Genomic DNA, 25,236 nt, shown 5'->3' with positions numbered 1-25,236 from the left:
TGCCTTTCATTCCCATCGGCAGCCCTTCAGGGAAGCGCCACCATCTGATGTCCTTCTCCTTCGACAGAAACTGTTTCACGCGTTTGCAGTGAGCTGGTATCGATGAGCCAAACCACGGGCTCTGCACGGCTTGAGACATAAAGGATGTCGGAGCCTGGAATTACCGTCAGGTGGTAGGGTTCTGGTGCAAGCGTGGCTGTGCGCACTTCCCCGGTAGCGAGTGCAACTGAGGCGAGTTTGTCCTCTCCCCTACCCGCGACGAACAAAGTTGCCCCATCATTTGACAGCCCCAGTCCATGAATCTCGCCGCCAATTTCGAAGGTCCGCAGCTTTTCACCGGTACTCAAAGACAGTTCCAGAACCTGACCTGCGTCCGCGTCTGCGACAAAGAGTCGATCAGTTTCGGGCGAAACCGCCATATGTTCCGGGGTGTCACCTGCAATGAAGTTGCGACGAACGATACCCCGCGACAGATCTACTTCGCTGATCGTTCCGTTACCGGTGTTGGAGACGTAGACGAGATTTGGATCAGTTCCGAACGCTGCATAGTTCGGCATCGATCCAGTCGGGACAAATGCCGTCATGCCGAAAGTCGCCAAGTCAATCACCGATATTCCGTCACCTGCCGGATGGGTCGCAACGGCAAAGCGTCCATCAGGGGAAACTGCCGTATGATGTACGGCACCCGGCACCTCTATCCGGCGGAGGATATCGCCACTTTTTGCGTCCAGAATCGAGAGAAGACTGATCCCGGCATCCGGTGGCCCCATTGGCGCGGCCTTTGGTGCGTGGTGCGCGGCGTGATCGTCTGCAGACACGGTGGAGGGCTTTTCTAGCGACGCGACATCCTCGCGCGGGATCTCCGAATAGCTGCCGGCGACCAGATACGGCACGCCGGGTGCGCCTGCGAGACCGTGGACCGCCTCGACATCATTGATCCGACGCAGGACTTTTCCAGTCTCCGCCTGAACCATCAGGACTGAATTGGCGCTGCCCTCTGGAATGAAGACCGTAGGCGGAGCGGCCAAAGCTGGTGCTGACACGAACAAAGTGGCGAGCGTATAGGCGATGCGGGACGACATGTTCATTTTTGGAACCTTTATCTGGTCGAGATCATGCGGTGGCCGTGGCGAGGGCAGAAAACCGGCGGATCCACGGTTGATAGGAGCGAATGAAGTGAGGAGCGCGGTCAGGTAGAATCCGGACATCCAGACTACGAGCCTGTCGAAAAACCTAAGCGTCACGATTGGCGTAAAAGCCGAAAGGGAGGCGCTTCGCTACCTCGCTGACTGGAATGCTCAGAAGAGAATGGGGACGTGTATGAATTCGTCATCGGCGAAAGACGCCGATTGCCGCCACGACATTACCATTCGCGTGCTACGGTTCGAAACTACTGCGCTGACAAGCCCGTTAGGGATCAGAGCAGCGGCGCAACCGGGATGAATTCCGCAATCCGCGTCCAGAATAACGTGGACGGAGGAATTTGCGTCGGTGACCTGAACAATCTGCGTCTCTAACCCGGCAGGCTCGCCCTCATGCGCATGCAAACCATCGGCAATGAGACCGAAAAACAAGGCTCCGATCAATATCAGGACGAAGCTGACGCGAATACGCGACACTCTTCTGACATCGATATGTGGCCTTGATCGCATGATTTGAGTCCTTCCTAGGTGATTATAACACGCTATCCAGATGGTGTGGTTGATCTAAATCAGGGCGTTAAATGCTGCCTGACTCGGCGTCCTTGATGCGCAGCTTAGGCGAAATTACTCAGTCGGCACTTTGCTCCAAAGTGTTTCCAAATCTGGAAACCTTCACATCGTCCTCGATGAGCGTTGCTTGAGCGGCCCCCGGACGCGCCGCGTGCAGAGCAGCAAGAACATCCTGAGTCGACAATATTTCAGATAGGATAATTCCTTCGGGAGCAGACGGCCCATAAACCGCGTTGAATGGAATGCCGTAACGGTTGTTGGTCTCCAAAAAACGGGTGATCGCGTCATCTGGGCGGGTCCAGTCGGCCAGCATCGGCGTGACACCAGAGCTGTTCAATGCCGAAAGAACCGGGTCGCGTTCAAGAACGAGCGCCTTGTTGGCTTTGCAGGTCAAACACCAATCGGCGGTTACATCGACAAAAACGACCTCTCCGCGTGATACTCGACGGGCAATATCGCCGCGGTCAAATGTGACCCAGGCAATTTTTCCTGCTTGGGCATCGGGTGCGGCGGGTGTTGCCAAGAATGGCGCGGCCGCGACCGCGAGTGCCGCCAGCGCCAGCCCAAAGGGCCAGCGAAGAGATCTTGGCACCCAGGGCGATGCCGCTATGAAGAGCATAACCGCACCGAGAGATGCAACTGTTAGGGCCGCGCGCGATCCAGCAACGCCGAGCAGGACATAGAACAGCCATGCCGCGGTACCCATCAGGAGGATGCCAAGGCCGGCTTTCAAGGCGATCATCCAGCGGCCGGGCTTGGGCACGAACCGAACAACGTTCGGCACGATGGCCACCAACAGATATGGGCTGGCCAGACCTAACCCGAGAAAGGTGAAAACGACAGCGATGTCTATCACCCGCCCCGCAAGTGCGAATGCGATAGCTGTTCCAAGAAACGGCGCGGAGCAGGGAGTAGCCATGACCGCCCCGAAAAATCCGGTGGCAAAATCCGCTCCATACCCGGCCGTACCTCCTGCTTTCATCAACCGCGTTGTCAGGGCGGCAGGCAAAGAGAATTCGAACAGTCCAAACAGGTTTGCGGTGAACAGACCAAGGATCAGGAGCATCAGAACCAGGAACGTTGGGCTCTGGAACTGGAGCCCCCAACCGACGGCAACGCCAATCTTTTGCAATGCGAAGAGAACAGCCGCGAGTGCCCACATAAAGACCATGACTCCGGCGGCGGCGGCCAAGAAGCCTGCCCTGACTTGGGCATTGCCGCGTCCTTCGGATTTCAGGGCAGAAGATAACTTGATCGACAGAACAGGAAGCACGCAAGGCATGGCGTTCAGGATCAAGCCCCCAAGAAAAGCGATGATGGCGATCCAGATCACTTGATCAATGCCGGGGACCACCCGATCAATACTGAAAGGGGGAGTTGGGGCGGTTGTTGCCCGATCTGGCGTGACGGTGAGGGCGTGATCCGGCCCGTCCGTCACGGTTACCCGTGGCGGCGCGTCTGTATCTGCCATGTAGGCAAGAATTGGGAATTCAGCCCAAAGCGTTCGCCCGCTTGCCCCAAGGCGAATGTCGGGCTTCCCCAACGTGTTGCCATCACCAATTTCAGGAAAGACGTCCGGGGTTTTGAAGGCAGTCGTGGCAGCTATTTCTATCGTTAGGCGGGTGAAATCATCGTTTATATGGGATGTGGCGGCGGTCACGCCTGCCGCTCCTCCTTCCGCCGGAACGCGTGCGAGAAATGCCCCGATACGATTAGCCGAGACTTGATCGATTGAGTTCCCCTGAGGCAACGAAAGTGCCAAGTCAAAATCCTGGGGGACACAAACTGCTGAGCAGGTCAAGAGCTTGACGTTTGCTCTGAGTTCGACAGGTTCCCCAGGATCCTTCAGGGTGATCTGAAGTGGAAAGACAACCTCATCATGATAGCCGAAGTTTTCGATGCCAAAGGCAGTGAACCGCTCGGGCGCAGGCCATAGGAAATCAACGCCCGCGACATTCGTCGACCCGCTCCAGTCGATCTGTGGCGGAATGCCAACCTCGCCAGGCGAACGCCAATAGGTTTTCCATCCGTCAGCAAGGTTCAGATCCAGACCGGCGGAGAGCGTTTGAGCTTCGGCGGAAACGGCATCCTCGGCGGAGATCAGCCGCGCTTCCACCGCAGTGACCTTGTGGGCGACTGATACCTCGGCCGTTGCAGCAAAGGGGATCAAGAGCCAGAACATTGCGGCAGCGAGGGTACCGCAGAAAGCAAGACGGATTGGCGAGCGCCAGATGGTCATCGCACTATCTCCAGGCTTTGAACTTGAGTGGCAACAAAGCCTGATCGGCCGTTTACACAATCCAACTGGCCCACACCGTTGGAGATAGGCCCTGCCAGACGACATCCATTGGGCAGCTCCAGCTCTGGTGACTTTGTCGACAAAGTTGGCGGCGGGTTTGTCGGGCACAGGACTGGTCCGCCGGAACAAGCGCTCACGAAAATCGCTCCCAAGAAGACAGTCGCCAGCCGCGCTCTTGTTCTCATTTCGACTTACCGCCGGACGGCGCTGTCGGTCATATCTTCAATCAGCACTGGCTGGGGGGCGGTCTTCTTGTGCTTGTCGCTTCCATGGCATGAACGCCCCATCATCTTGTGCATCACAAAATGGGCGCCAACGCAGAGCACCAGAGGCGCAAAGACGGTAGCGTTTGCCCAAAGGCCTGCGACGGTGCCTCCGCCAATCAGGAAAGCTGCGATGGGTAGAAGCATGACAGCACAGCAAGCCATCATGCCCCAGTGCATCAACTTTCCGTGGCGATTGCCACCTGACTCGCTATCCTCTTGCATGGAATCCACCTCTGATTTTGGTCAACGTATCCTGTTTAGCTTGATCTCCCGCTGGAAGGTCAAGGATACACTTCGATACAAATCTTGCGGCCTGTTGCGGTTGAGATTCAGCCCCATCTGAGCAATGCCTGTCTCGTCCAATTGAGTAACCAAGGACGAACAAATGGCAGAGAGACCGAGTTTGAACAGGCGGAGCCTGATTGCAATTTCAGGCGCATTCTTGATGACCCCCCACACTCTCCGGGCGGAAGAGGCTGGTGTGGTAAGACGCAATATCTCGTCGTTCGTTCTCCACAATTGGCGTGATCACTTTGACCGTCTCGGGAAGGGCATCATCATTTCGGATACTGTCACAAAGGTGCTCCAACACTGGACAGAAGATGAAGAGATGCGGATTTACCCGACCTCTGTTCCCTTGACTGATGAATTGACGAAGCGCGGGTATACAGAAGTTGTCGAGAAACGGGAAAATCCAGGTTGGGCGCCGACCCCTTCAATGCGTGAACGCAACCCGGAATGGCCAGCCTATGTGCCTGGAGGAGATCCCTCCAATCCTTTGGGAACGCGTGCGCTCTATCTGTCGTGGCAATACTACAGGATCCACGGAACTCAAGACACGCGGAAAATCGGGCGTAGATCATCAAACGGCTGCATCGGCCTTTACAACGAACATATAGAAGAGGTCTTCGACCGCACGCCGGTCGGGACGCAGGTTAAGTTGATCTGAACGGATCACATGCAGGAGAGTAAAACACTATGAATTTCTGGGGATGGTTCGTTGGCGGGTTCTTCGTGCTCGGCCTTGGAGCGGTCGGTTGGCAGGCGTTGCAGCCGGCCCCGGCGCAGACTGCTCAAGGACACTCAATGGTTCCGCCGGACACGAGCGGCATACCTCAGGGCGCGCCCATTGCCAATGTACTCCTTCCAGCTGAATTCTCTCCGCAAGCCCAAATGGGGCAACGCGCGTTCGAGGCAAAATGCGCCAGCTGTCATGGTGAAAATGCCGCAGGCCAGAATGGGGTCGCTCCTCCGCTTGTTCACAAAATCTACGAGCCGAACCACCATTCGGATGCCGCGTTCCTGAATGCGGCGCAAAACGGCGTCCAATCTCATCACTGGAATTTTGGCAATATGCCTCCCGTTGAAGGCCTCACCCAAGGTGATGTGAAGATGATTGCGGGATACGTGCGCGAACTGCAGCGCGCGAACGGGATCAACTGACTTTGGTCGCCAGGCTGAACATATTCCGTAGCGCGATCCAGATTCTCCTGTTGGTCTCGATCGCGTTATTTGTCGTCCTCCCGGCGGGATCTCTCGATGCAATTGGCCATGAAACGGTCGCTGCCAAAGTTTCCGAACGAAGTGCGCAAAAACATCAGACCTCTCATGAGGAAGATGCAGATAATCTTCTCCCCGGGCATTGCGATCCGGGGCCGGACTGCTCGAAAAATATGGTAATTGTCATTTTATCAGCTCCGAGAGCTTCGACCAACTTGTCGCAATTGCCTCGCGAACATCCAGATCAGAGCTTTTCTAACCGGAATGTCCTAAGGGACACCCCGCCTCCCAAACACCTATCCTGACCTAGGGGCAACCACGCCTCATCAAATTAAATCTATCAAGCATGGAAATACAGGATACGGAACGATGAAAAGCAAACTGATGATCGGCCTCTTGGCTGGAACGACAATGGCCGCAGCTGCATTTGCACATGGTGGCGCGGAAGGTGTCGTCAAAGAACGCATGGACGGCATGATGGCCATGGGGCAATCGGTCAAAGAACTGGCTCCGATGATGCGTGGTGAAATCACCTATGATGCTGAAGCTGTTCGTACGGGAGCACGCGTCTTTGTCGAACATAGCGAAGGCATGACCGAATTGTTTCCCGAAGGGTCTGCTGGGAAACCGTCCGAAGCAAAGTCCGAGATCTGGTCGGATTGGGAAGAATTCAGTGCGCTCGCAGAGCAGCTCAAGGTGGTTAGCGAAGGTCTTGCCGAGGCCGCCGACAACGGGCTTATGGCGTCAGGTGCGGGAATGGATGCAGGCTCCATGATGGGCACGCAATCCCCCGGAAGCATGATGGGAGCTTCGTCCATGATGGGAACTTCGTCAGGAAGCCCGATGATGGACTATGCCTCGATGCCCGCAGATGGGGCATTCAACATGGTGACCCAGACATGTTCGGCATGTCACGCGAAATTCCGCTACGAGGCGAAGTAAAGATGTGCCGGATGAAAAAACTGGTCTTTGCTGCAGGGGCGCTTTGCGCCCTTGTGGTCGGCGGCCTTGTGATCTGGCCGATTGGCAAGGTGCCCGCGTCGATCACGCAAACGGGTGATGTCCAGCGCGGCGCCTATTTGGCTCGCGTATCCGGGTGCATTTCATGCCACACCAATTCAGAGGCTGGCGGCGCCGCACTCGCAGGCGGCGCGGGGCTGGCGACAGATTTTGGCACGTTTTTTCCGCCCAATCTGACGACAGACAAAGAGAACGGCATCGGGGGGTGGACGGTTGAGCAGTTCGCCAAGGCGGTTCGCCAGGGCATTAGTCCTAGCGGAGAGCCGTATTATCCCGCTTTTTCCTATCCGTTCTATGCGGATTTCACGGATCAGGACATTGCCGACCTTTGGGCAGCTTTCCAGACCGTGCCACCAGTCGCCGAGGCAGCGCTTGAGCATGATGTCAAGTTTCCTTTCGATCAGAGATGGGGCCTGAAGCTATGGCGGGCGGCCTATCTCTACGATCCACCCACGGAACCCATTGACGAGAAAAACGCACAATGGAACCGCGGTCGCGAGCTGGTTCGAGGTGCAGCACATTGCGGTGCTTGCCACACGCCACGCAATATCGGAGGCGGGCGCCTGCTTGACGCGGTTTTTGCTGGAAATGAGGCATTGCCAGGGGGGAGCAAGGCGCCTTCGATCACGCCGAACTCTCTGGCAGAACGCGGCTGGACCGTTTCCAACCTCGCCTATGCGTTGCGTACTGGCGTGACGCCGTCAGGCGACGCTTTCGGCGGCAGCATGGTGGAGGTCGTGCAGGGCAATACGCGCTTTTTGTCCCCCGATGATCTGGAAGCGATGGCCGTGTACTTGCTTGATGGTGACGAACCTCGAGCCGACCGGGTCGCTCAGGGCGAGGGCGCCGCTGCTAATAAAGACATGTGACTGCAATAGAGACAATGTGTGAGCCAAAACTGGCTCGCACAACAAACGAGAACGAAATGACACACACCAGAAGAGCATTCATTCAATCGGGGTTGGCAATGAGTGCGTTGAGCTTCTTCCCCAAGGCCGGATCTGCAGCCACCCCTGAATTTCAGGTGATGACAGCGCAAAGTGGCGCCGTACAACTCGCCCCTCCGGACTACCCCAAGACGGAGATTTGGGGCTATGACGGAAAGTTTCCTGGCCCCGTGATCCGTGTTCGGCAGGGCGCGCGTCTTCAACGTCGGCTCGTCAACAAGTTGCCGCAGGCGACGTCCCTGCACTGGCATGGCGTGCGGATATCAAATGCGATGGACGGCGTGGCCGGGCTCACCCAAGATGCCATCCCCACAGGCGAAACCTTCGACTACGATTTTGCCGTTCCAGATGCAGGAACTTTTTGGTTTCACGCGCATAATCGCTCCGTCGAACAGGTCGCTCGTGGGCTCTACGGAGCGTTGATCGTCGAAGAACCGATAGCCCCGGATGTTGATCGCGATGAAGTCCTTATTCTTGACGATTGGCTCCTCAACCCGGAGACCGCACAACTCGACCCAGATTTTGAAGCCGTTCATGATCGTAGCCATGCAGGCCGACGTGGCAACTTTGTCGCCACCAACGGAAGCTTCAATTCTACGCTCAACGTGAGCCAGGGTGAGCGGATGCGGCTTCGGTTGATCAACGCGGCAAATGCCAGGATCTTTGTTTTGGGCCTGTCAGGTCTAAAGGGGTGGGTGATGGCGTTCGACGGAATGCCACTGGTGACGCCGAGTGAGATCAGCGAACCGATCATCCTTGGGCCGGGCCAACGAGCGGATTTGTTTGTCGACGTCATTGCGGATGAAGGGGAAAGTGCTCATCTGGTGCGGCTTGAAGACGGCCAGGGATTTGCCCAAACCGAGTTTCGCGTGACCGGCACTTTGGCCTCCGCTGTGCGGGATGTCCCCCAAGTTCTGCCACCGAACCCTAATATGGATGTGCCGGGACTGGAGCAGGCGAGACGCATCAGGCTCAACATGGAAGGCGGGGCAATGGGCAACCTTGACGCAGCCATACTTGAGGGTGAGCGAAAAACGTTCCGCCAACTGGTCGACGCGAACCAGTTCTGGGCTTTCAATGGTACCGTGGGCATGACCGAGAAGCCACTGGCTAGCCTGTCACGCGGTGAAACAGCGCGAGTGGAGATCTACAACGATACATCCTTCCCCCACGCCATGCATTTGCACGGGATGCATTTCCGGGAGGTGCTGGAGGGCGGTGAAGTTGGTCCCCTGCGGGATACCTTGCTGATGTTCGGTGGCGAGACTCGCGAGATCGCCTTCGTTGCCGACAATCCGGGAAAGTGGCTGTTTCACTGTCACATGCTCTCGCACGCGGCATCCGGCATGATGACGTGGCTGGAGGTCGCATGAGATCAGCTTACCTGGCGGTAATTTCATCCATTGGCCTGATTGGGCTAGGTGCAACCTGGTGGTTCAGCGGCAATGCCTCCCAGGGTTCTTCCCCGTTTGACGACGTCAATATCGAACTGGGGCAAGCTCTCTATTCTGAAAACTGTGCGTCCTGCCATGGCGCCAATCTCGAAGGGCAACCAGACTGGCGAAGCCCTGGTTCAGATGGCCGCCTGCCCGCGCCGCCGCATGATCGCAACGGTCATACCTGGCACCATAGTGACCAGATTTTGTTCTCCTACACCAAGCTCGGGGGGGCGGAACTGATGCGACAACAGGGCTCAGATTTCGACAGTGGCATGCCGGGCTTCGCCGGCAAACTCACAGATCAGGAAATTTGGAACATTCTCGGCTTCATTAAGTCGACCTGGCCAGAGCGAGAGCGCAATGCTCAGGCCGCACGCACAGCAGCAGAACAAGAGGGATAATGGACATGATTTTCAGAAATTTGATGCTCGTATCGTCATTTGCCTTACTTCCAATGGCAGTGCAGGCCGCAGACCTGGACGAAGCGCGGGTCAAGGAACTTGTATATGAGGCTATCCGCGAGAATCCGCAAATCATCATGGAAGCAGTCGAAATACTTCAACGTCAGGACGCCGAAGCCCAGGCACAAGCGCAGGCAACCGTCTTGCGCGATCAGCGACAATTGCTCGAGCAAGACCCGAATGCACCGGTTCTCGGCAATCCCGATGGGGATGTGACCGTTATCGAATTTTTCGATTACAACTGCCCATATTGTCGCCGCGCTATGCCGGAAGTTCTGGCACTGCTGGAGGCTGACCCCAATGTGCGTCTGGTCTATCGCGAATGGCCAATTCTCGGGGACGGATCCGTGTTTGCAACCAAAGCTGCACTCGCATCGCGGCTGCAAGGCAAGTATGAGGCATTCCACTGGGCCCTAATGGGTATGAACGGCCGGGCGGAAGAAGCAAGCGTTCTCAGGATAGCACAAGAGGTCGGTCTCGACATCGAACGCCTTCAAACTGACATGGAGCGCCCCGAAATTGAAGAGCATATCGCGACCTCGATGCGGTTGACGCAGTCGCTCGGCTTCAGTGGCACGCCTTCATTTGTGATCGGCGACAATCTGGTTCCAGGCTTCGTGGAAAGCGATAAGCTCACGGAACTGGTCGACAACGTGCGGGCGTCGGCAAACTAGCACTCTGCGGTGGGTTCTGACATCACGCCCGATGAGCAATGATGCAGGCGAATGAGTCGGAGCCCCTACAGACCAAAAGACCTAGGCACGGCCTACCACTGAAAGAGGCGGCGAGAAGATGACTTACCTTTGGTATCTTATTGCTGCCTTTGCCGAGATCGCTGGATGTTTTGCTTTCTGGGCATGGTTGCGGCTCGATCGTTCGCCGCTTTTGGTCGGGCCAGGTCTGGTAAGTTTGGCACTCTTCGCATGGCTTTTGACGCGCGCAGAAAGCGAAATGGCCGGTCGGGCATATGCAGCTTACGGGGGCGTCTACATAGCGGCGTCCATGATCTGGATGTGGCTAGTGGAGGGGAGCCGACCGGACCGCTGGGACATTGCAGGCATTCTTCTTTGCCTCCTAGGCAGTGCTCTCATCCTGTTGCCTTCGCGCTCATGATCTGCGGAACCTCAGAAAACCAGGCAAATCCGTCGCTAGAAATCGCTAGGTCATCGCACCCGTCACGACGGGTGCGATGACCCATAGATTAGGCAGTCACGGTATTTTCGTACCCAGCTTCACGAAGCAGGGCCGTCAGCCGTTCTGTTGACAGTGCACCTTCAACAGAAACCGTGCGGGCCGGAATGTCGCAAGATACGCTCGCATTTGCGTCAGCTGCCTTGATCGCCTTTTCGATCGTACTGGTGCAATGACCACAACTCATGTCGGGAACGTTGAATTTCATGTCGATGTCTCCTCTGTGACAGCTTGTTCAGTGCAGATGGGGCTTCCAGTGGGGGGAAGGTCAAGGGTCTCCGTAGATTTTTAAAGCGAAGCCAGGAAAGTTCAAATTGGGTATTGACCTTCCAGTCACTGGAACTCCTATTTGGGGTGTCAAATGGGATTCCAGGAGACTGAAATGACAGATCAATCCAAAGTGACACTCTCGATTGAAGGAATGTCTTGCGCCTCATGCGTAGGGCGCGTGGATCGGGGCCTAGCCGCGTTGAGGGGAATATCCGATGTCTCGGTGAACCTCGCGAACGAGACTGCGCGTTTCAGCGTGGATGGTTCGTCCCACCTGCAAGATGCGGTCCAAGCCCTGAAAGATCTCGGGTATCCAGCGCGAACGGCATCCGTGACGCTGAACATCGCGTCCATGTCATGTGCTTCTTGTGTCGGGCGCGTCGATAAGGCACTTGCCTCGGTTCCCGGCGTGTTGGAGGTCAACGTTAATCTTGCGGCGGAAAATGCGCGCATCACATATCTTGAGGGCATGACCGACCCTGTGGCCCTCATCCGTGCATCCGAGCAAGCCGGATATCCAGCCAGCGTGGCCGAGGCCACGGCAACACAGGATCGCACTTCGCGAAAAGAAGAGGAAGCGCGCGGGTTGGCACGCCGGGTGGCACTGGCCGCAGCACTCGCTTTGCCGGTTTTCCTGATGGAAATGGGCGGGCACCTGATCCCGGCCGTGCATATGGCGATCAACAATACCATAGGACAGCAGGCCAGCTGGTTGATCCAGTTCATCCTCACAACGGCTGTGCTCATTGGGCCCGGCCGACAGTTCTATCTGAAAGGGTTTCCGGCCTTGCTGAAAGGTGCTCCAGACATGAACAGTCTGGTCGCCGTCGGCACAGGCGCAGCTTATCTTTATTCAGTTGTCGCAACGTTCTTCCCGTCGCTGATGCCCGAGGCCGTCCGCGCTGTCTACTTCGAGGCCGCCGCGGTCATCGTGGTCCTGATCCTGATCGGGCGCTGGCTCGAAGCGCGAGCGAAAGGGCGAACAGGGGCTGCAATCGAGAAGCTGCTCGGCCTACAGGCTCGTACGGCGCGTATTTTGCGTGACGGCGATGCGGTCGAGGTCGAGATCGATGCCTTGCGCACCGGAGATCTGATTGTTGTGCGCCCCGGAGAACGACTCGCCGTGGACGGTGAGGTTGTGGACGGCGAAAGCCATGTCGATGAAAGCATGATCACCGGGGAACCCGTGCCGGTCGGCAAGTCGGCTGGTGATCCTGTCACGGGCGGTACGGTCAATGGCGCGGGCAGTCTGACCTATAAAGCAACGCGTGTTGGTGCGGATACCACGTTGTCCCAAATCATCCGCATGGTCGAAGATGCGCAGGGCGCCAAGCTCCCCATTCAAGGGTTGGTGGATCGGATCACGCTTTGGTTCGTCCCCGCTGTGATGACCCTCGCCGCCTTGACGATCCTTGTCTGGCTAATATTCGGCCCTGATCCCGCCCTCACCTATGCGCTGGTCGCGGGTGTCTCAGTTCTCATCATTGCTTGTCCCTGCGCGATGGGACTGGCGACGCCGACGTCGATCATGGTCGGGACCGGTCGCGCTGCTGAAATGGGCGTGTTGTTCCGCAAGGGGGATGCTCTGCAAGCATTGGGGGACGTCAAGGTTGTCGCTCTGGACAAGACCGGCACCGTCACCGCCGGACGTCCCGCGCTGACCGACCTTGTGCTGGCGGAAGGAGCCGAGCGCTGCACCGTTCTTGCGGCAGTCGCATCGGTCGAAGCCAGATCAGAACACCCGATCGCCGAAGCTATCGTGCGCGGCGCGCAGGCGGAAAACATCAGACTGTCGGAACCGAGCGCGTTTACTTCGATTACAGGGTATGGCGTGCGCGCCATCGTTGACGGGGCCGAGGTTGTTGTCGGAGCTGACCGAATGATGCAGCGCGAAGGGATCGATCTTGGTGAACTCGCAGAGGCTGAAACTATGCTCGCACGGCAAGGTCGCACCGCACTCTTCGCCGCAATCAATGGCAAGGCGGTGGCTGCGATTGGCGTCGCCGATCCGGTCAAACCCTCGAGCCGAGCCGCGATTGCCGCACTGCACAGTCTGGGTTTGAAGGTGGCAATGATTACCGGCGACAAACGCGAAACGGCAGAAGCAATTGCCGAAGAGACTGGTATCGACCACGTGATCGCGGGGGTCTTGCCCGACGGCAAGGTGGCGGCACTGGAAAATCTGCGCCAGCAGGGCACATTGGCCTTTGTTGGCGATGGCATCAACGATGCACCCGCGCTCGCCCACGCGGATGTTGGCATCGCCATCGGCACTGGCACGGATGTGGCGATCGAAAGCGCAGATGTCGTATTGATGTCCGGTGATCTTCGCGGCGTTGTGAACGCTTTCGAGATCTCGCGACACACCATGCGAAACATCAAACAGAACCTTGGTTGGGCCTTTGGTTACAATGTGGCTTTGATACCCTTGGCCGCCGGAGCGCTTTATCCGAGTTTCGCCGTGCTGCTGTCACCGGTCGTCGCTGCCGGTGCGATGGCACTTAGCTCGGTCTTTGTCTTGACGAACGCCTTGCGGCTGCGGCGCGTAAGACCGGCGATGGACGAGCGCCAAGAGTCTGGGCGGGTGGAGGACTTCGCCCCCGTCCCGGCCGAGTGAGAGGAGGCAGAAATGAACATTGGTGATGTTGCCGAGCGGTCAGGAGTGCCGGCCAAGACCATTCGCTACTATGAGGATATCGGTCTAGTAACACCTTTGCGCGCTGCAAACGGGTATCGAAGCTTCAGAGAGATCGATTTTCATAAGCTGGCATTCATCGGACGAGCGCGAGCCTTGGGATTTACAATCGAAGACTGCCGTACGCTTTTGGCGCTCTATAACGATGACAATCGAGAAAGTGCGCAGGTAAAGGCCGTCGCAGAGGAGCACCTGCGCCAGATTGATGAAAAGATCTCTAAACTCATGTCGATGAAAGAAACTCTTTCGTCTCTCGTGCACCAGTGTGCTGGCGATCACCGACCGGATTGTCCAATTCTTGCGGATCTTTCTGTCGTAGACGACGCAACTTTCTCATGATCTCCGACGACGAATGAAATCGCGCGCCCTGCGAGACAGGGCGCGCGACCTGTAGTTACTGCACCAGCTCTGTAATAGTCAGCTTGCCATTCACACGGTCGGCAACGAAGTTGATCTGTGCGCCTTCACTCAGCCCTTCCAGCATCGCGGGATCGGCGAGAACGAAGACCATTTTCATTGCTGGCATGTCGAGGTTTTCCAGCGGGCCATGGTCGACAGTAATCTTGTTCCACTTGGCATCGATCTTGGTCACCGTGCCCGAGGACATGGCACTATCGCTAGCAGCAATTGCAGTTCCAGCGGTCATCAGAAGGGCAGCGGCGAGCGTCAAAAATTTGGTCATGATTGGTTTCCTTTGATTTGAGATCAGTTGACAGTAAGGGCGCCGTGCATGCCGCCTTCATAGTGGCCGGGCAGCAGGCAGGCGAATTCGAAGTTGCCGGCCTTGTTGAAAGTCCAAAGGATCTCCGCCTCTTCACCTGGTTCAAGGCGCACAGCGTTAGGGTCGTCATGTTCCATCTCAGGGAACTTGGCCATCAGCTCTTTGTGTTCAGCGTTTTGTGCCATCGAATCCATCACGAACTCGTGGGTTTCCTCACCCATGTTCGTGATGCGCAGGCGCACGGTTTCACCCTCAGAAAAAGTCATTTCCGAGGAGGGTTCGAAGACGAACGGTGCGTCCTTGTCGTAGTCCTCACGCATTATCACATCGATGGTTCGCGTGGGTTCATGGCCATGCATCGCAGGCATGCCGATGGCCATTTGACCGTTGCCGTGCCCGGCGTCCGCAATTGCGAGGGCGGGAATCAGGGCCAGCCCCAATGTCAAAAGTGCAGTTTTCATGAGCGTGTTTCTCCTGTGCTCTGGCATCAGCCCTGCCGCACGCCGCCGCGCGGCGTGATCACGGTTTTCGGACTGGTGTTGTATGCATGTTCGGGCAGCTCGCCCGTCCATTCGTAGGCCTGTGTTCCGGGCGGGTTGTCGTACCAGCCAGGATCGCTGTAATCGTCGCGGTCGATGCCCTCGCGAACCTTCACCACGCTAAACATGCCACCCATTTCCAATGGGCCATGCGGCCCCCATCCGGTCATCATCGGCACGGTGTTCTCGGGGATCTCCATCGACATCTCGCCCATATCCGCCATACCCGCCGTGCCCATCGGCATGTAGCCAGGCTGCTGGCGGCGGATCATTTGGGTCAGGCGGGACTTGTCGGCGCCAATAAATGTAGGGATGTCGTGGCCCATAGCATTCATGGTGTGGTGCGACTTGTGGCAGTGGATCGCCCAGTCACCTTCGTGAATCGCGTCGAACTCGTAGGCGCGCATGGCGCCTACAGGAATGTCGATCGAGACCTCGGGCCAACGGGCACTTTCCGGCACCCAGCCTCCGTCAGTACAGGTGACCTGAAAGTCATAGCCATGCATGTGAATTGGGTGGTTGGTCATCGTCAGGTTGCCACAACGCACACGGACACGGTCCCCCTTGTTGACCACCAGAGGATCGATGTCCGGGAAGATCCGGCTGTTCCAGGTCCACATGTTGAAATTGGTCATCTCGGCCACGCGCGGGATGTAGGTCCCCGGGTCGATGTCATAGGCCGCAAGGAGGAACGCGAAATCCCGGTCCACCGGCATGAACGCCGGGTCGCGCGGATGCACGATGAAGAGCCCCATCATGCCCATGGCCATCTGTACCATCTCGTCCGCATGCGGGTGGTACATGAAGGTGCCGGACTTGATGAGGTCGAACTCGTAGACGAAGGTCTTACCCGGCGGGATGCCGGGATGCGACAAACCACCAACTCCATCCATTCCCGATGGCAGGATCAGTCCGTGCCAATGCACGCTGGTATGTTCCGGAAGACGGTTGGTTACGTAAATACGCACCCGCTCGCCTTCGACCGCTTCGATTGTGGGTCCGGTGGATTGGCCATTGTAGCCCCAGAGCCGCGCAATCATCCCGTCCGCCATAATCCTTTCAACAGGCTCTGCAACGAGGTGGAACTCCTTTACATCTCCGTTCATGCGATACGGCAAAGACCATCCGTTCAGTGTTACAACGGGGTTGTAGTCGAACCGATCCGAAGGCCTTGGGGGAACTTGTGTATAGGGGCTGTCGGTAAAGGCGGCCTCGGGCAGATCGCGAAAGCGTGTTTGCGCGGCCCCGGCGTTCGCCAGCACAGCTCCAGCGCTCGCGGTCAATCCCGCGCCCAGTAATTGACGACGGTTCATCATTCTTCGCTACCTCCGGTCAGAGTAATTGCCCCGCCCCAAATCGCCGCGGTCGCGTCTGTTTCGGCAAGCCAGTAGTCACGTTTCGCTTCTGCGGCAGAGAGGCGCGAAGCGAGCCCCTCCTGGGCATCAGCGATCAATTCAAAGGTCGAGGTCAGCATGCCGTTGTAGGACAGCAGCGCTTCGTCATCGATCTGGCGTCGCAGAGGCAAAACAGAGTCGCGCCAATGCCGCGCGATGCTATGGCGACCGGTGATGGCCCTATAGGCCATGCGTGCGTCCGAACGCGCATCGACGGCCTGCTGGGCCAGCCTGTTCGCTGCCTGCAGATAGGCCATGCGGCCACGCTTCGACACCAGCGGACCGGTGTCGTAGAGCGGGATCTCGAAATCTAGAGCAAGCGCTGGATTGGCCTCGGTTTCTCCGGCTGCACGTTCCAGGTCGAAACCAGCCACCAACTGGACGTCCGAGACCATACGGGTTTGCCCGGTCAGACGGTAGTCCAGCGCGAGCGCCTCGAGTTCCAGCTTTCCAGATGCCAGGTCTACGCGGTTTGCCAGTGCCAGCTGTTCGATATTTCCTGCAACGCGCGGGCCACCAGGCAAGGCGGGCAGCGAGTCCGGCACGAATACAGTGGTGTCGCTACCCCAAAGCCCCATCAGCCGAAGCAGTTTTTCTTTGGCCAATTGCGCCTCCAATTGGGCGGCTGCACGTTCGGCGGCAAGCTCAGCAGTAAAGGCATGCTCCCTTGCTTGATCGGCCTTGCTCATCGCGCCGGTACGGCCCAGTTGCACAGCAAGTTCGGACGCTGCCTCGGCAGTGCCCTGAGTTTGAGCGATCAGTGCAGCGGCTTCGAAAGCGCCAACCGCCTCAATCCAGGCCCGGCGGGTTTCAACGGCCAAGTCTATCGTGTCGGCGAGCGCAGCAAGTTCGGATTGTCTGAAGCGAATCTCCGCAAGTTGGGTCCGCGGTGCGGATGTTGCCACGTCGAGCAGGGAGTTGATTAATGTTGCCTCAAGTGTGCGAGTGACATCGCCAGCCAACCCGGAGATTGACACACCGATCGAGGGCACCGGCCCCATAGCCACTTCCCATAAGTCAGTTGAGGACAGACCTAGCTCAGCGAAGCTGGCTTGAAGTGCGGGACTGCTTATCAGGGCAACCTGCACTGCGGTGTCGGCGCTGACGGTCTTACCATGCACCATGGCGTGAACCCTCTTGCGCGTTTCCTCAAGGTCCGCGGCAGACAGGTTCCAGATCGGTGTGGCCCCTAGAGCCTGGCGTGCACCCGTCTCGACACTGCCAAAGCCCGCGCGATCTGGTTTTGCACGCTCAAGAACGGCAGGACTGGCGCAGGCGGACACCAGCAACATGGACCCCATGAGAAGAGGCAGTTTCATTCGCCACCCTCCCGTTGTTCATCATTCAGCATCCGCCATTCGGCCGGTTCTCCGACCGAGTAGCCCGCGTAAGCAACAACAGGCCCGGGTTGCGCAGACGCGACCACAGGCGATGTAACCGCCGCCGTAAGCGCTGGCACGGTTTCAAGTTCAGGAAGCGCCGAGCAGGCGGCCCCGAACAGCGGCAAGGATGCCGCAAGCAGAATTTTCACTTAGATTTCCTCGAAATGTCAGATGCAGATGGTCGCAGTCAAACTGCGGCTACAGGTGCATCAGGCGCGAGGAGGGCGCCGCAAACCTTCGGGTGTGGCCGAACGGACTAGGGACGCAATATCCCAGGACCGGAGGGAAACATTAGCGGACTGCTTTGTGCAACTTTCGGCACCTACGAAGTCACCGACCACGCAGATATGTGACGCACAGTGGTCTGCTCCATGGTCGATATCTGCAGCCGGAATGTCCGTTTCATGATGGTGGCGCTCGTTTGAAGACTCCTGAGCGACTTGTTCAACAGAGCACGAAACCATGGCTGATGCATTGGACGGCATCAGGGTCACTGCCACCAATATGGAGGCAATCTGGAGTATCCCAAAAACGGCCCGAATCCTGTACATCATTTTTGAAGCTGTATTGCTGAAACAAAATGTCGGCAAGTCACCAAAACGTGTGGGCAAATTTTTCATACATTCTTCGTAGAAGTTTGAAAAAACTGCTGAAATCCTAATCGATCAATGAATGTGCGAGCGTAGATGTCGCAAGCGGTGACGACATGATCGCCCGCTTGAAAAACATCATTGCGTTGGAGACTGACGGAGCGTTGGTCTAACGGTTGATTTCTACTGGCGGCACAAACCCGTAGTCGCTTACTCGAGAGCATTCAGGAACCTAGCGTAGTCATCACTGACCTCCCTCGCCTCAACAAAGGCGCGAGCGCGCTCGGCGTCGAGACAACGGAAGTAGTCCTGCACATCGGCAATGTAGGCCTCGAAATCGCTTCTGATCAGATCGGCGTAGGCACGCATGTCGTCTTGCGACTGAGGCAAGAACGGTCGTTCGGGAGGTACGCAATCTGCTGCTGCGGCTATCGGCATGCTTCCAAGCAGGAACGCGAACAGCAACGGTGCGTTGCGCGCAATAAACAGCCGCAGGGCAAAACTCCTTTGCCGCCTTTAAGATTATCATTCTGTCGGCTATCACCGTTATCGGAGCAAGGCGAACTTCGTCAACACGTTATTATTGTCTTGCTATCATTAATGTTGTTTTGTATCGCTCACGGTGTTGCGACCCCGTGGGCCTGATACTGCACCCAGGCAGAACAAGGACCCAAGGGAAGGCCATGATAGAAGAAGCCCCGAATGTGGTTACAGAAGACGGACTGCGCGGCTTGCTCGCCGAGGGCTACCTCATTGAGGTGGTCTGCAAGGAGAGAGCAGAGAAGCGCCATAACAGCTGGTACGGCTCGTGGGTCATCCGCGCCGTCGCCACTGATGAGCGTGACGATAAGATGCTCGTCACCAGCCGAAGCGTCCTCAAGCTCCGCGACTTCAAAACCATCGTTGGCCTTGTCAGTTTCCTGGCCGACATGGGCTGTACGACCGCTAGCATCCCACTTGAAGAAGGTGGCCGCGAGCGCCACGCCGCGCCGCCGGTCAAAGGCAGCTGACCGCGCGACTGCGCTCGTCGTTGCTTTGGGTACAGGCGTTTGTTCCGCGCCCCCGGCCCTGGCCGACGGTTTCATCTTTTCGGTTGGCCCAGACGGCCAATTGATTTCCTCTTCTCAAGAGACAAACGGGCGCCTTTTTCTCTTCGCAGAACCTCGCGTTCCTGACGCAACGAGCGAGACAGCGATCCCGGCTCGATCCGCCGCCCGCGCCACCCCAGAAATCCTCCATGCGATCGAGACCACGGCGCTACGGTATGCCGGGCATGGTGCGCTGCGTCGCGCAGGGCTTTCCGTCACTGATTGGGCGCTCCTTTACCGAGCCAACATTGAAGTCGAGAGCGCATACAATCCGGCTGCACGTAGCCCTGTCGGTGCCATAGGCCTCGGGCAGCTTATGCCGGATACTGCCCGCGACCTCGGCGTGGACCCACATGACATTGCGCAGAACCTCGACGGATCAGCCCGCTACTTGCTGATGATGCTCGACCAGTTCGGTGAGGGCTCTCTGGCCCTTGCGGCGTACAACGCTGGCCCTGAGGCGGTCACACGCCACGGCGGCATCCCCCCTTTTCGAGAAACCCAAGGGCATGTGGCCCGTGTGACTGCCGTGTTTGAGCGGCTCAGAGGAGATCTTTCATGACATCGAGGAAACGTCAAAGCGTGCTCCGCACGCGGGCGATCACCGCGTTCGGCGCGATGGCCCTTATCGTGCTGGCAGGTCCAGCGCTCGCGCAGAGCATCGACCTCTCGCCGGTACAGACCCTGCTTCAAGGCATTGTCGATGCGATCACCGGTCCCTTGGGGATCGTGATTGGCACGCTCGCGCTGATCGGGGTGTTCCTTTCCTGGCTCTTTGGCATCCTCGACTTTCGTCAGGCGCTCTGGGTCGTGGTTGCAATCGCCGGCATCGCCGCAGCACCCACCATCGTCGCCGCCATCTGGACCACCTGAGCTCCATCCATGGCTGACCAGTCCCGCGTATTCATCGGTCTTCTCAGGCCACCCAAGCTGATGGGCTTGCCGATCATGTACGCCATGGTCTGGCTCTTCGGCTCGACGCTCCTGTTCCTCTGGGTGCAGAGCTGGGTGGTGGCTGTGTTCGCGGGGTTGGCCTGGCCGGCGCTCTGGAAGGCCGCAGACTGGGATCCGAACTTCCTCGATGTCCTGGTGATCACCCTGCAGGAAACCCCGCCCACGACGAACCGCAAGCTGCACGGAGGCGACAGCTATGCCCCGTGATGGAATTGCCGATGAGGTTGAGAACGCCATCGATCCGCTGACCGCGCTACCCGCATGGGTCAAGGGCGAGAAGCGGCTCTCAATGATGCTGCCTTATGTGAGCCTCGTGAACGACCGAACGATCCGGACACGCGGCAACGAACTGATGCAGTGCATCCGCCTCGAAGGGGTGAACAGCACCACGAGCGAGGACGGGCATCTCGACCGAATCGGAGGGTTGCTGGCTGGGATCGTCGCGCAGGTGGGGACGGAGTTCTCCTTCTACCTGCACAAGGTGTCGAAAGCGGTCGATGTGACCCTGCCGCCCGTTCCGGGCGAAGGGTTTGCGGCTGCCGTCGACGAACGATGGCACGCGCATCTCGGCCGCGCGGGTTTGCGCGACAAGACGCTGACCCTGACGGTGCTGAAGCGACCTGAGACAGGCAGCCGCTTGCCGTTCGGACTTGGGGCGTCTCGCTCGCGACATGCGGCCGACACCAACCGCCGCTTGCGCAAGCTCGACGAGGTTGTAGGGTTTCTGCTGTCCTCCTTCGATGAGCTGAAGCCCCGCCTGCTGGCCGCAAGCACCGGCGAGCTTCTGGGCTTCCTCGGGTCGCTCAACACGGGCGAGGAGCACCCGCTCTTCCCCCGGTCGCGCCTCGGTGTGATCGCCGAGGACGTAGCCAATACGCGCGTCACCTTCCGCGGCACGACCATCGCACTCTCGGACGGTGCCGTCGGCGACAAGCTCGGGGCGATCTTTGCGGTGAAGAACTACCCGGCCAAGACCGATAGCCTGATGCTCGACGAGTTGAATCTGCCCGTCGACATGGTGGTCACGCACTCTTTTGTGCCGATCAACGCCAACATCATGGCGGGCCGGATCAAGCGGCAGCTGCGGCTAATGCAGGCCGCCAATGACGGAGCCGTCAGTCTCGCCCAGGAACTGGAACTCGCGCAGGACGATCTGGAATCCAAACGCCTGATCTTCGGCGAGCACCACATGACCGTGGCCGTCTATGCCCGCACCCAGACGGCGCTTGACGACATCGCGGCCGAAATCCGCAACATCTCCGCCACTTCCGGGATCAACCTGATCTCGGAAGCCTTCGGGGCGCGGGCGCATTTCATGGCGCAGCATCCCGGGAACACAGGGGCGCGCAGCCGCAAGGCCGCAATCACGAACCACAACTTCGCCGATCTCGCTACCTTCCACCGCACCCCGCTCGGAAAGACAGGGCGGGAAGTCCCCTGGGGCATGCCGATCACGCTCTTTCCGACGCCCGAGCGCAGTGGTTTTCGCTTCAACTTCCACGAACAGGGCGCGCCAGATCGCGAGCCCACAGGTGGGCACACGCTGATCCTCGGCCGTCCCGGCTCCGGCAAATCCGTCCTGGCGGCTTTCCTGATGACCATGGCACGGCGGGCAGGTGCGCGGGTCTTCGTATTCGACTATCGCGCGGGGATGGAGATGGCCGTCCGCGCGCTCGGCGGCAGCTATTCGACCGTGCGGGCGGGGCGCCCCACCGGCCTCAATCCGCTCCAGACCGAGATCGACGTGCGGGGCCAGGCATGGCTTGCTGATTGGCTCGCGAGCCTCTTGGAGCGGCGCGATCGACCGCTAACCCCGGTTCAGACCAACCGACTGCAGGAAGTCGTACGCCAGAACGCCAGCGCAGGACATGCGGGTCTACGAAACTGGTCGGATTTCGCCTCGCTGCTGGTCTCGACCGATGACGAGGGCGATCTCTTCGAGCGTATGCAGGAATGGACGGCCGAGGGTCGCTACGGCTGGATCTTCGGGGCCAATGCCGAGGACAGTTTCAGCATCGAAGGAGACGTCGCGGGCTTTGACCTCACCGGCATCCTCGATTCCGAGAGCGAGCGGGAACGCATGGCGGTCCTGTCCTACCTCTTCCGCCGGGTCGAGCGGGTGATCGAGGACCGCAAGCCCACCATCATCGTCATCGACGAGGCATGGAAAGCCCTCGACAACGCCTACTTTGCGGAGCGACTCAGCAACTGGCTGGTGACCGCCCGCAAACAGAACGCCGTCGTCGTGATGATGACGCAATATGCCAGCCAGCTCGAGCGCACGCGCACCGGCAAGACCATCGTGGAAGCGGTGCCGACGCAGGTGCTCTTGCCCAACATTCGTGCTTCCGCTGCTGACTACGCGATGCTCGGCCTGACCGAGAAAGAGCTCGACGTGCTTCTGGGCGTCGGCTCGGCCTCGCGGCTCGCGCTTGTTCGCGACGACCGTGGTTCCGTCGTGATCGATGCCGATCTCAGCGCGCTCGGCCCGCTCGTGACCATCCTTGGCGGAATGGAGAAGGGCGAAGCGCTTGCCGGCGCCGATTATCGCGAACGTCCTGATTTCTGGAGAGTGACATGACCAGTACCATCATTCGCAGCGTCGTGCTGCTAGGGCTCGGCCTGACCCTGACAGCCTGTGCGCAGCATAACCCCTCGCAAGCCAACTGCTTCAATTTTCGCGAGGCTCCTGCGCAGGCAGGAACCGCCACCGCCACGATCTCGACCATGGGGGCGGAGGTTACGCGCCGCGACACGGCGTGCGATTTCGTGATGCTGGGAGCGGGCGGCTAAGCCAATGCGGACCTGGCTTCCCCTCTCGATGATCAGCCTTGCGCTGACAGGTGCCATGGTGGGGCCAGCGGTCGCCCAAGGCGTGCCGACCTTCGATCTGCGCCTCTTCGCAGAGCGGCAGGCCATCCTTGAGCAGACCGATCGGGACCTGGCACTGCAGCAGGTCCGGCTAAGCCGCGAGGAGGAACTGGCCGAAATCGAGCGCCAGCAACTCGCCTCCCTCGAAGGGCTGATGGATGCCATGTCGCTTGGCGCTGGAGACGTGGCCGGAACCGTGGCGGGGCTCGAGGCGGGGCAGGGGGCGGTAGGCGACGTCGAAAGCGCGGCCGCCAGTCTTTATGCGCCCGAGGACACCAATCCAGCGGCAGCGCGGATGTTCGGCGATGCCAGGGAGGGGATCGAGGAGCTGATCATCCGCGCAGCACGCGACACCCATAGTCTGTCCGGGGTCGCCCGTGCGGGCCTTTCGCTTGTGCAATGGCGCTGTCTCTTGCAGGCGCTGATCTGGCAGGAAAGCCGTTTCCAGATCGGGGCACGCTCACCCGTGGGGGCCTTCGGACTTACCCAGATCATGCCCGGTACCGCGGGCGATCTCGGGATCTACCCGGCCTATTACGACGATCCCTATCTGCAGATCACCGGCGGTGCGCGATACCTCGCACAAATGCTGAACATGTTCGATGGCAACATTATCCATGCGCTCGCCGCCTATAACGCCGGGCCGGGCAATGTGCAGGATTATGGCGGTGTGCCACCCTTCGCGGAAACCCAGCATTATGTCGTGGTGATCCCGCAGCAGTACAACAGCTACCTCGCGGCCGTAGGCGGCATTGATGCGCTCGGCACCATCGACCCTGTGCTCCTCGCCAACGCGAGTTTCAGCCTCTCGGCCCACGGCGCAGGGGTCTATGGCGACTATTCGCTGGTCTCGGTCCGTGCCGCCGCCCTGCGGGTTCAGGACATCATCACCCGCATTGGTGAGACCGAGGATCTCCACGAGGCCATCGCGCTCAACACCTATGCCCGGGCCGAACTGGCCCGGCTGGTCGCAATCCGGACCCGGATCAAGGCCGCCCGAACCGAGCCACTCAGCGCCGAGCAGATCGCCTTGGCGGCAGCGCAAGCTGCCGAACGGCAATACATGGATTTTAGTCAGGAGGATTTGCGTTGAACCTGCGCCCGCCCCGTTCCCTTTTCGCCGGTAGCATCGCTCTCGCGCTTGCCCTCAATGTCACTGGACCTGTCGCGGCACAGGGTGTGCCCACGGTGGACACTCAGAACATTGCTCAGGAAATCCGCCAGCTTCAACAGATGCTGCAGGATTTCGGGATCCAGACCGATCTTCTGGACAATGCGTTGGAGCAACTGGACATGCTGCAAAGCCAACTCGATCAGCTGAACGAGATGTATGCCTCGCTCACCGGGCCGCGCAGCATCCTCGGACTTGCCATGGGCGGGGACCTCGACACCTTGCTTGAGGCCAACTTCGAAGACATCCCTGGCCTGATCCGAGGCATCCAGGCGGGCGATTGGAGCGCGCTCATCGGGCCCAATGCCGGGCCCATGCGCACGCAGATGGAACAGGCGCTGGCAAGCGCCGGGTTCGACGAGGATTCACTCCGCGAGATCGCCACCAGCGGCAATCCGGGCGCCGAAGGCGTGGCCACGCGGGCCACCACAGGTGCTGTGATGTCGGCGGTGGCGCAGAACAGCCACGCAGAGGCGGAACAGTCTCTCGAACGGGTGGAACGTCTGGTCGAGATGATCCCCGACATGGAGGATCTCAAAGCCTCGATGGATCATAACACACGCGTCACGGCGGAACTCGCCATCGCCATGACCCGGATGTGGGAGCTGGAAGCGATCCAAACCCTCGGCGCAGGCAATGCAGGCGTGGTTGATGCCGCCACCGTCGCCGAAGAACGCCGCTACATGGACTTCACCTTGCCGGATCTCGAGCCATGAGTGGGGCAGG

28 protein-coding genes are annotated in these 25,236 nt (G+C 58.9%); 18 read left to right on the top strand and 10 right to left on the bottom strand.

Translation table 11 applies throughout. The annotated features are described in order from the left end of the window. Nucleotides 1-26 precede the first annotated feature (26 nt). The 3 genes from DW2_RS13785 to DW2_RS13770 all read right to left on the bottom strand — a co-directional run bounded on the left by DW2_RS13785 (nt 27) and on the right by DW2_RS13770 (nt 4,499). Nucleotides 27-1,208, bottom strand: a complete 1,182-nt coding sequence (locus DW2_RS13785) for a YncE family protein (RefSeq protein ID WP_229861855.1) — start codon at nt 1,206-1,208, stop codon at nt 27-29. Nucleotides 1,209-1,770: 562 nt separating this feature from the next. Next, a complete protein-coding gene (locus DW2_RS13775) occupies nt 1,771-3,951 on the bottom strand; it encodes a protein-disulfide reductase DsbD family protein (RefSeq protein WP_009573630.1) in 2,181 nt (726 codons plus the stop codon). Between the two features lie 251 nt (nt 3,952-4,202). After that, nucleotides 4,203-4,499 (bottom strand): DUF2933 domain-containing protein, encoded by a 297-nt coding sequence (locus DW2_RS13770; RefSeq protein WP_009573635.1) that lies wholly within the window; start codon nt 4,497-4,499, stop codon nt 4,203-4,205. 163 nt (nt 4,500-4,662) lie between these two features. On the opposite strand from DW2_RS13770, the gene DW2_RS19460 reads away from it, so the two are divergent. The 8 genes from DW2_RS19460 (at nt 4,663) to DW2_RS19450 (ending at nt 10,757) form a co-directional block, all read left to right on the top strand. After that, nucleotides 4,663-5,226, top strand: a complete 564-nt coding sequence (locus DW2_RS19460; RefSeq protein ID WP_009573636.1) for a L,D-transpeptidase — start codon at nt 4,663-4,665, stop codon at nt 5,224-5,226. Nucleotides 5,227-5,255: 29 nt separating this feature from the next. After that, on the top strand, nt 5,256-5,720 hold the full coding sequence (locus DW2_RS13765) for a c-type cytochrome (RefSeq protein WP_009573637.1): 465 nt from the start codon (nt 5,256-5,258) through the stop codon (nt 5,718-5,720). A 426-nt stretch (nt 5,721-6,146) separates the two neighbouring features. Then, nucleotides 6,147-6,719: a c-type cytochrome gene (locus tag DW2_RS13760; protein ID WP_009573638.1), complete on the top strand. Its 573-nt coding sequence runs from the start codon at nt 6,147-6,149 to the stop codon at nt 6,717-6,719. 11 nt (nt 6,720-6,730) lie between these two features. After that, nucleotides 6,731-7,666: a c-type cytochrome gene (locus DW2_RS13755; RefSeq protein ID WP_009573639.1), complete on the top strand. Its 936-nt coding sequence runs from the start codon at nt 6,731-6,733 to the stop codon at nt 7,664-7,666. A gap of 56 nt (nt 7,667-7,722) precedes the next feature. Next, entirely contained in the window at nt 7,723-9,117 is a 1,395-nt protein-coding gene (locus DW2_RS13750) for a multicopper oxidase family protein (RefSeq protein WP_028095398.1), read from the top strand. Further along, nucleotides 9,114-9,584, top strand: coding sequence for a c-type cytochrome (locus DW2_RS19455; RefSeq protein ID WP_009573641.1), 471 nt, complete (start codon nt 9,114-9,116; stop codon nt 9,582-9,584). Before DW2_RS13750 ends, DW2_RS19455 begins: the two co-directional genes overlap by 4 nt. 5 nt (nt 9,585-9,589) lie before the next feature. After that, a complete protein-coding gene (locus DW2_RS13745; protein WP_028095397.1) occupies nt 9,590-10,318 on the top strand; it encodes a DsbA family protein in 729 nt (242 codons plus the stop codon). Nucleotides 10,319-10,436: 118 nt separating this feature from the next. Next, entirely contained in the window at nt 10,437-10,757 is a 321-nt protein-coding gene (locus DW2_RS19450; protein ID WP_009573643.1) for a YnfA family protein, read from the top strand. Nucleotides 10,758-10,845: 88 nt separating this feature from the next. On the opposite strand, the gene DW2_RS19445 is transcribed toward DW2_RS19450, so the two are convergent. Further along, nucleotides 10,846-11,043, bottom strand: a complete 198-nt coding sequence (locus DW2_RS19445; protein ID WP_009573644.1) for a heavy-metal-associated domain-containing protein — start codon at nt 11,041-11,043, stop codon at nt 10,846-10,848. Nucleotides 11,044-11,217: 174 nt separating this feature from the next. Here DW2_RS19445 and DW2_RS13740 point away from each other — a divergent pair, with 174 nt between their 5' ends. Together DW2_RS13740 and cueR are read left to right on the top strand one after the other, a co-directional pair. Further along, nucleotides 11,218-13,722: a heavy metal translocating P-type ATPase gene (locus tag DW2_RS13740; protein ID WP_038068303.1), complete on the top strand. Its 2,505-nt coding sequence runs from the start codon at nt 11,218-11,220 to the stop codon at nt 13,720-13,722. Nucleotides 13,723-13,734: 12 nt separating this feature from the next. Continuing rightward, on the top strand, nt 13,735-14,139 hold the full coding sequence (gene cueR, locus DW2_RS13735; RefSeq protein WP_038068304.1) for a Cu(I)-responsive transcriptional regulator: 405 nt from the start codon (nt 13,735-13,737) through the stop codon (nt 14,137-14,139). Between the two features lie 55 nt (nt 14,140-14,194). Here cueR and DW2_RS20215 read toward each other — a convergent pair whose 3' ends face one another. The 6 genes from DW2_RS20215 to DW2_RS13710 all read right to left on the bottom strand — a co-directional run bounded on the left by DW2_RS20215 (nt 14,195) and on the right by DW2_RS13710 (nt 18,795). Next, nucleotides 14,195-14,482, bottom strand: coding sequence for a copper-binding protein (locus DW2_RS20215; RefSeq protein WP_009574142.1), 288 nt, complete (start codon nt 14,480-14,482; stop codon nt 14,195-14,197). Between the two features lie 23 nt (nt 14,483-14,505). Continuing rightward, nucleotides 14,506-14,982: a cupredoxin domain-containing protein gene (locus DW2_RS20210; protein WP_009574143.1), complete on the bottom strand. Its 477-nt coding sequence runs from the start codon at nt 14,980-14,982 to the stop codon at nt 14,506-14,508. Between the two features lie 26 nt (nt 14,983-15,008). Further along, complete coding sequence (locus tag DW2_RS13720) at nt 15,009-16,376, bottom strand: multicopper oxidase family protein (protein WP_038147513.1); 1,368 nt, start codon at nt 16,374-16,376, stop codon at nt 15,009-15,011. After that, the gene (locus DW2_RS13715; protein ID WP_009574145.1) at nt 16,373-17,773 is read right to left on the bottom strand and encodes a TolC family protein; all 1,401 of its coding nucleotides are present in this window, start codon (nt 17,771-17,773) and stop codon (nt 16,373-16,375) included. The genes DW2_RS13720 and DW2_RS13715 overlap by 4 nt, the downstream gene beginning before the upstream one ends. Then, nucleotides 17,770-17,985: a hypothetical protein gene (locus tag DW2_RS19830; protein WP_009574146.1), complete on the bottom strand. Its 216-nt coding sequence runs from the start codon at nt 17,983-17,985 to the stop codon at nt 17,770-17,772. The genes DW2_RS13715 and DW2_RS19830 overlap by 4 nt, the downstream gene beginning before the upstream one ends. Nucleotides 17,986-18,636: 651 nt before the next feature. Continuing rightward, nucleotides 18,637-18,795 (bottom strand): hypothetical protein, encoded by a 159-nt coding sequence (locus DW2_RS13710; protein ID WP_009574147.1) that lies wholly within the window; start codon nt 18,793-18,795, stop codon nt 18,637-18,639. Nucleotides 18,796-19,109: 314 nt separating this feature from the next. Between DW2_RS13710 and DW2_RS13705 the strand changes: the two genes are divergently transcribed. From DW2_RS13705 to DW2_RS13670, 8 genes are read left to right on the top strand one after another with little or no spacing between them, the layout of a single operon-like run. Then, nucleotides 19,110-19,436, top strand: a complete 327-nt coding sequence (locus DW2_RS13705; protein WP_009574148.1) for a hypothetical protein — start codon at nt 19,110-19,112, stop codon at nt 19,434-19,436. After that, nucleotides 19,393-20,076, top strand: a complete 684-nt coding sequence (locus tag DW2_RS13700; RefSeq protein ID WP_009574149.1) for a lytic transglycosylase domain-containing protein — start codon at nt 19,393-19,395, stop codon at nt 20,074-20,076. Before DW2_RS13705 ends, DW2_RS13700 begins: the two co-directional genes overlap by 44 nt. Beyond that, complete coding sequence (locus tag DW2_RS13695) at nt 20,073-20,387, top strand: TrbC/VirB2 family protein (protein ID WP_009574150.1); 315 nt, start codon at nt 20,073-20,075, stop codon at nt 20,385-20,387. The genes DW2_RS13700 and DW2_RS13695 overlap by 4 nt, the downstream gene beginning before the upstream one ends. A 9-nt stretch (nt 20,388-20,396) precedes the next feature. Beyond that, nucleotides 20,397-20,675, top strand: a complete 279-nt coding sequence (locus DW2_RS13690) for a VirB3 family type IV secretion system protein (protein WP_009574151.1) — start codon at nt 20,397-20,399, stop codon at nt 20,673-20,675. After that, nucleotides 20,665-23,049 carry a VirB4 family type IV secretion/conjugal transfer ATPase gene (locus tag DW2_RS13685; RefSeq protein ID WP_038147507.1) on the top strand — a complete coding sequence of 795 codons (2,385 nt, stop codon included), beginning with the start codon at nt 20,665-20,667 and terminating at the stop codon, nt 23,047-23,049. The genes DW2_RS13690 and DW2_RS13685 overlap by 11 nt, the downstream gene beginning before the upstream one ends. Then, nucleotides 23,046-23,261, top strand: coding sequence for a hypothetical protein (locus tag DW2_RS13680; protein ID WP_038147506.1), 216 nt, complete (start codon nt 23,046-23,048; stop codon nt 23,259-23,261). Before DW2_RS13685 ends, DW2_RS13680 begins: the two co-directional genes overlap by 4 nt. Nucleotides 23,262-23,265: 4 nt before the next feature. After that, nucleotides 23,266-24,432: a lytic transglycosylase domain-containing protein gene (locus tag DW2_RS13675; protein ID WP_038147505.1), complete on the top strand. Its 1,167-nt coding sequence runs from the start codon at nt 23,266-23,268 to the stop codon at nt 24,430-24,432. Beyond that, nucleotides 24,429-25,226: a type IV secretion system protein gene (locus DW2_RS13670; protein ID WP_038147504.1), complete on the top strand. Its 798-nt coding sequence runs from the start codon at nt 24,429-24,431 to the stop codon at nt 25,224-25,226. The genes DW2_RS13675 and DW2_RS13670 overlap by 4 nt, the downstream gene beginning before the upstream one ends. The last annotated feature ends 10 nt before the right edge of the window (nt 25,227-25,236 follow it).

It is taken from the genome of Thioclava atlantica (genome assembly GCF_000737065.1).
GTDB classification, from domain to species: Bacteria; Pseudomonadota; Alphaproteobacteria; order Rhodobacterales; family Rhodobacteraceae; genus Thioclava; species Thioclava atlantica.
Note: the sequence above shows the minus strand (reverse complement) of the source record. Positions and strands in the feature narration are given on the sequence as shown.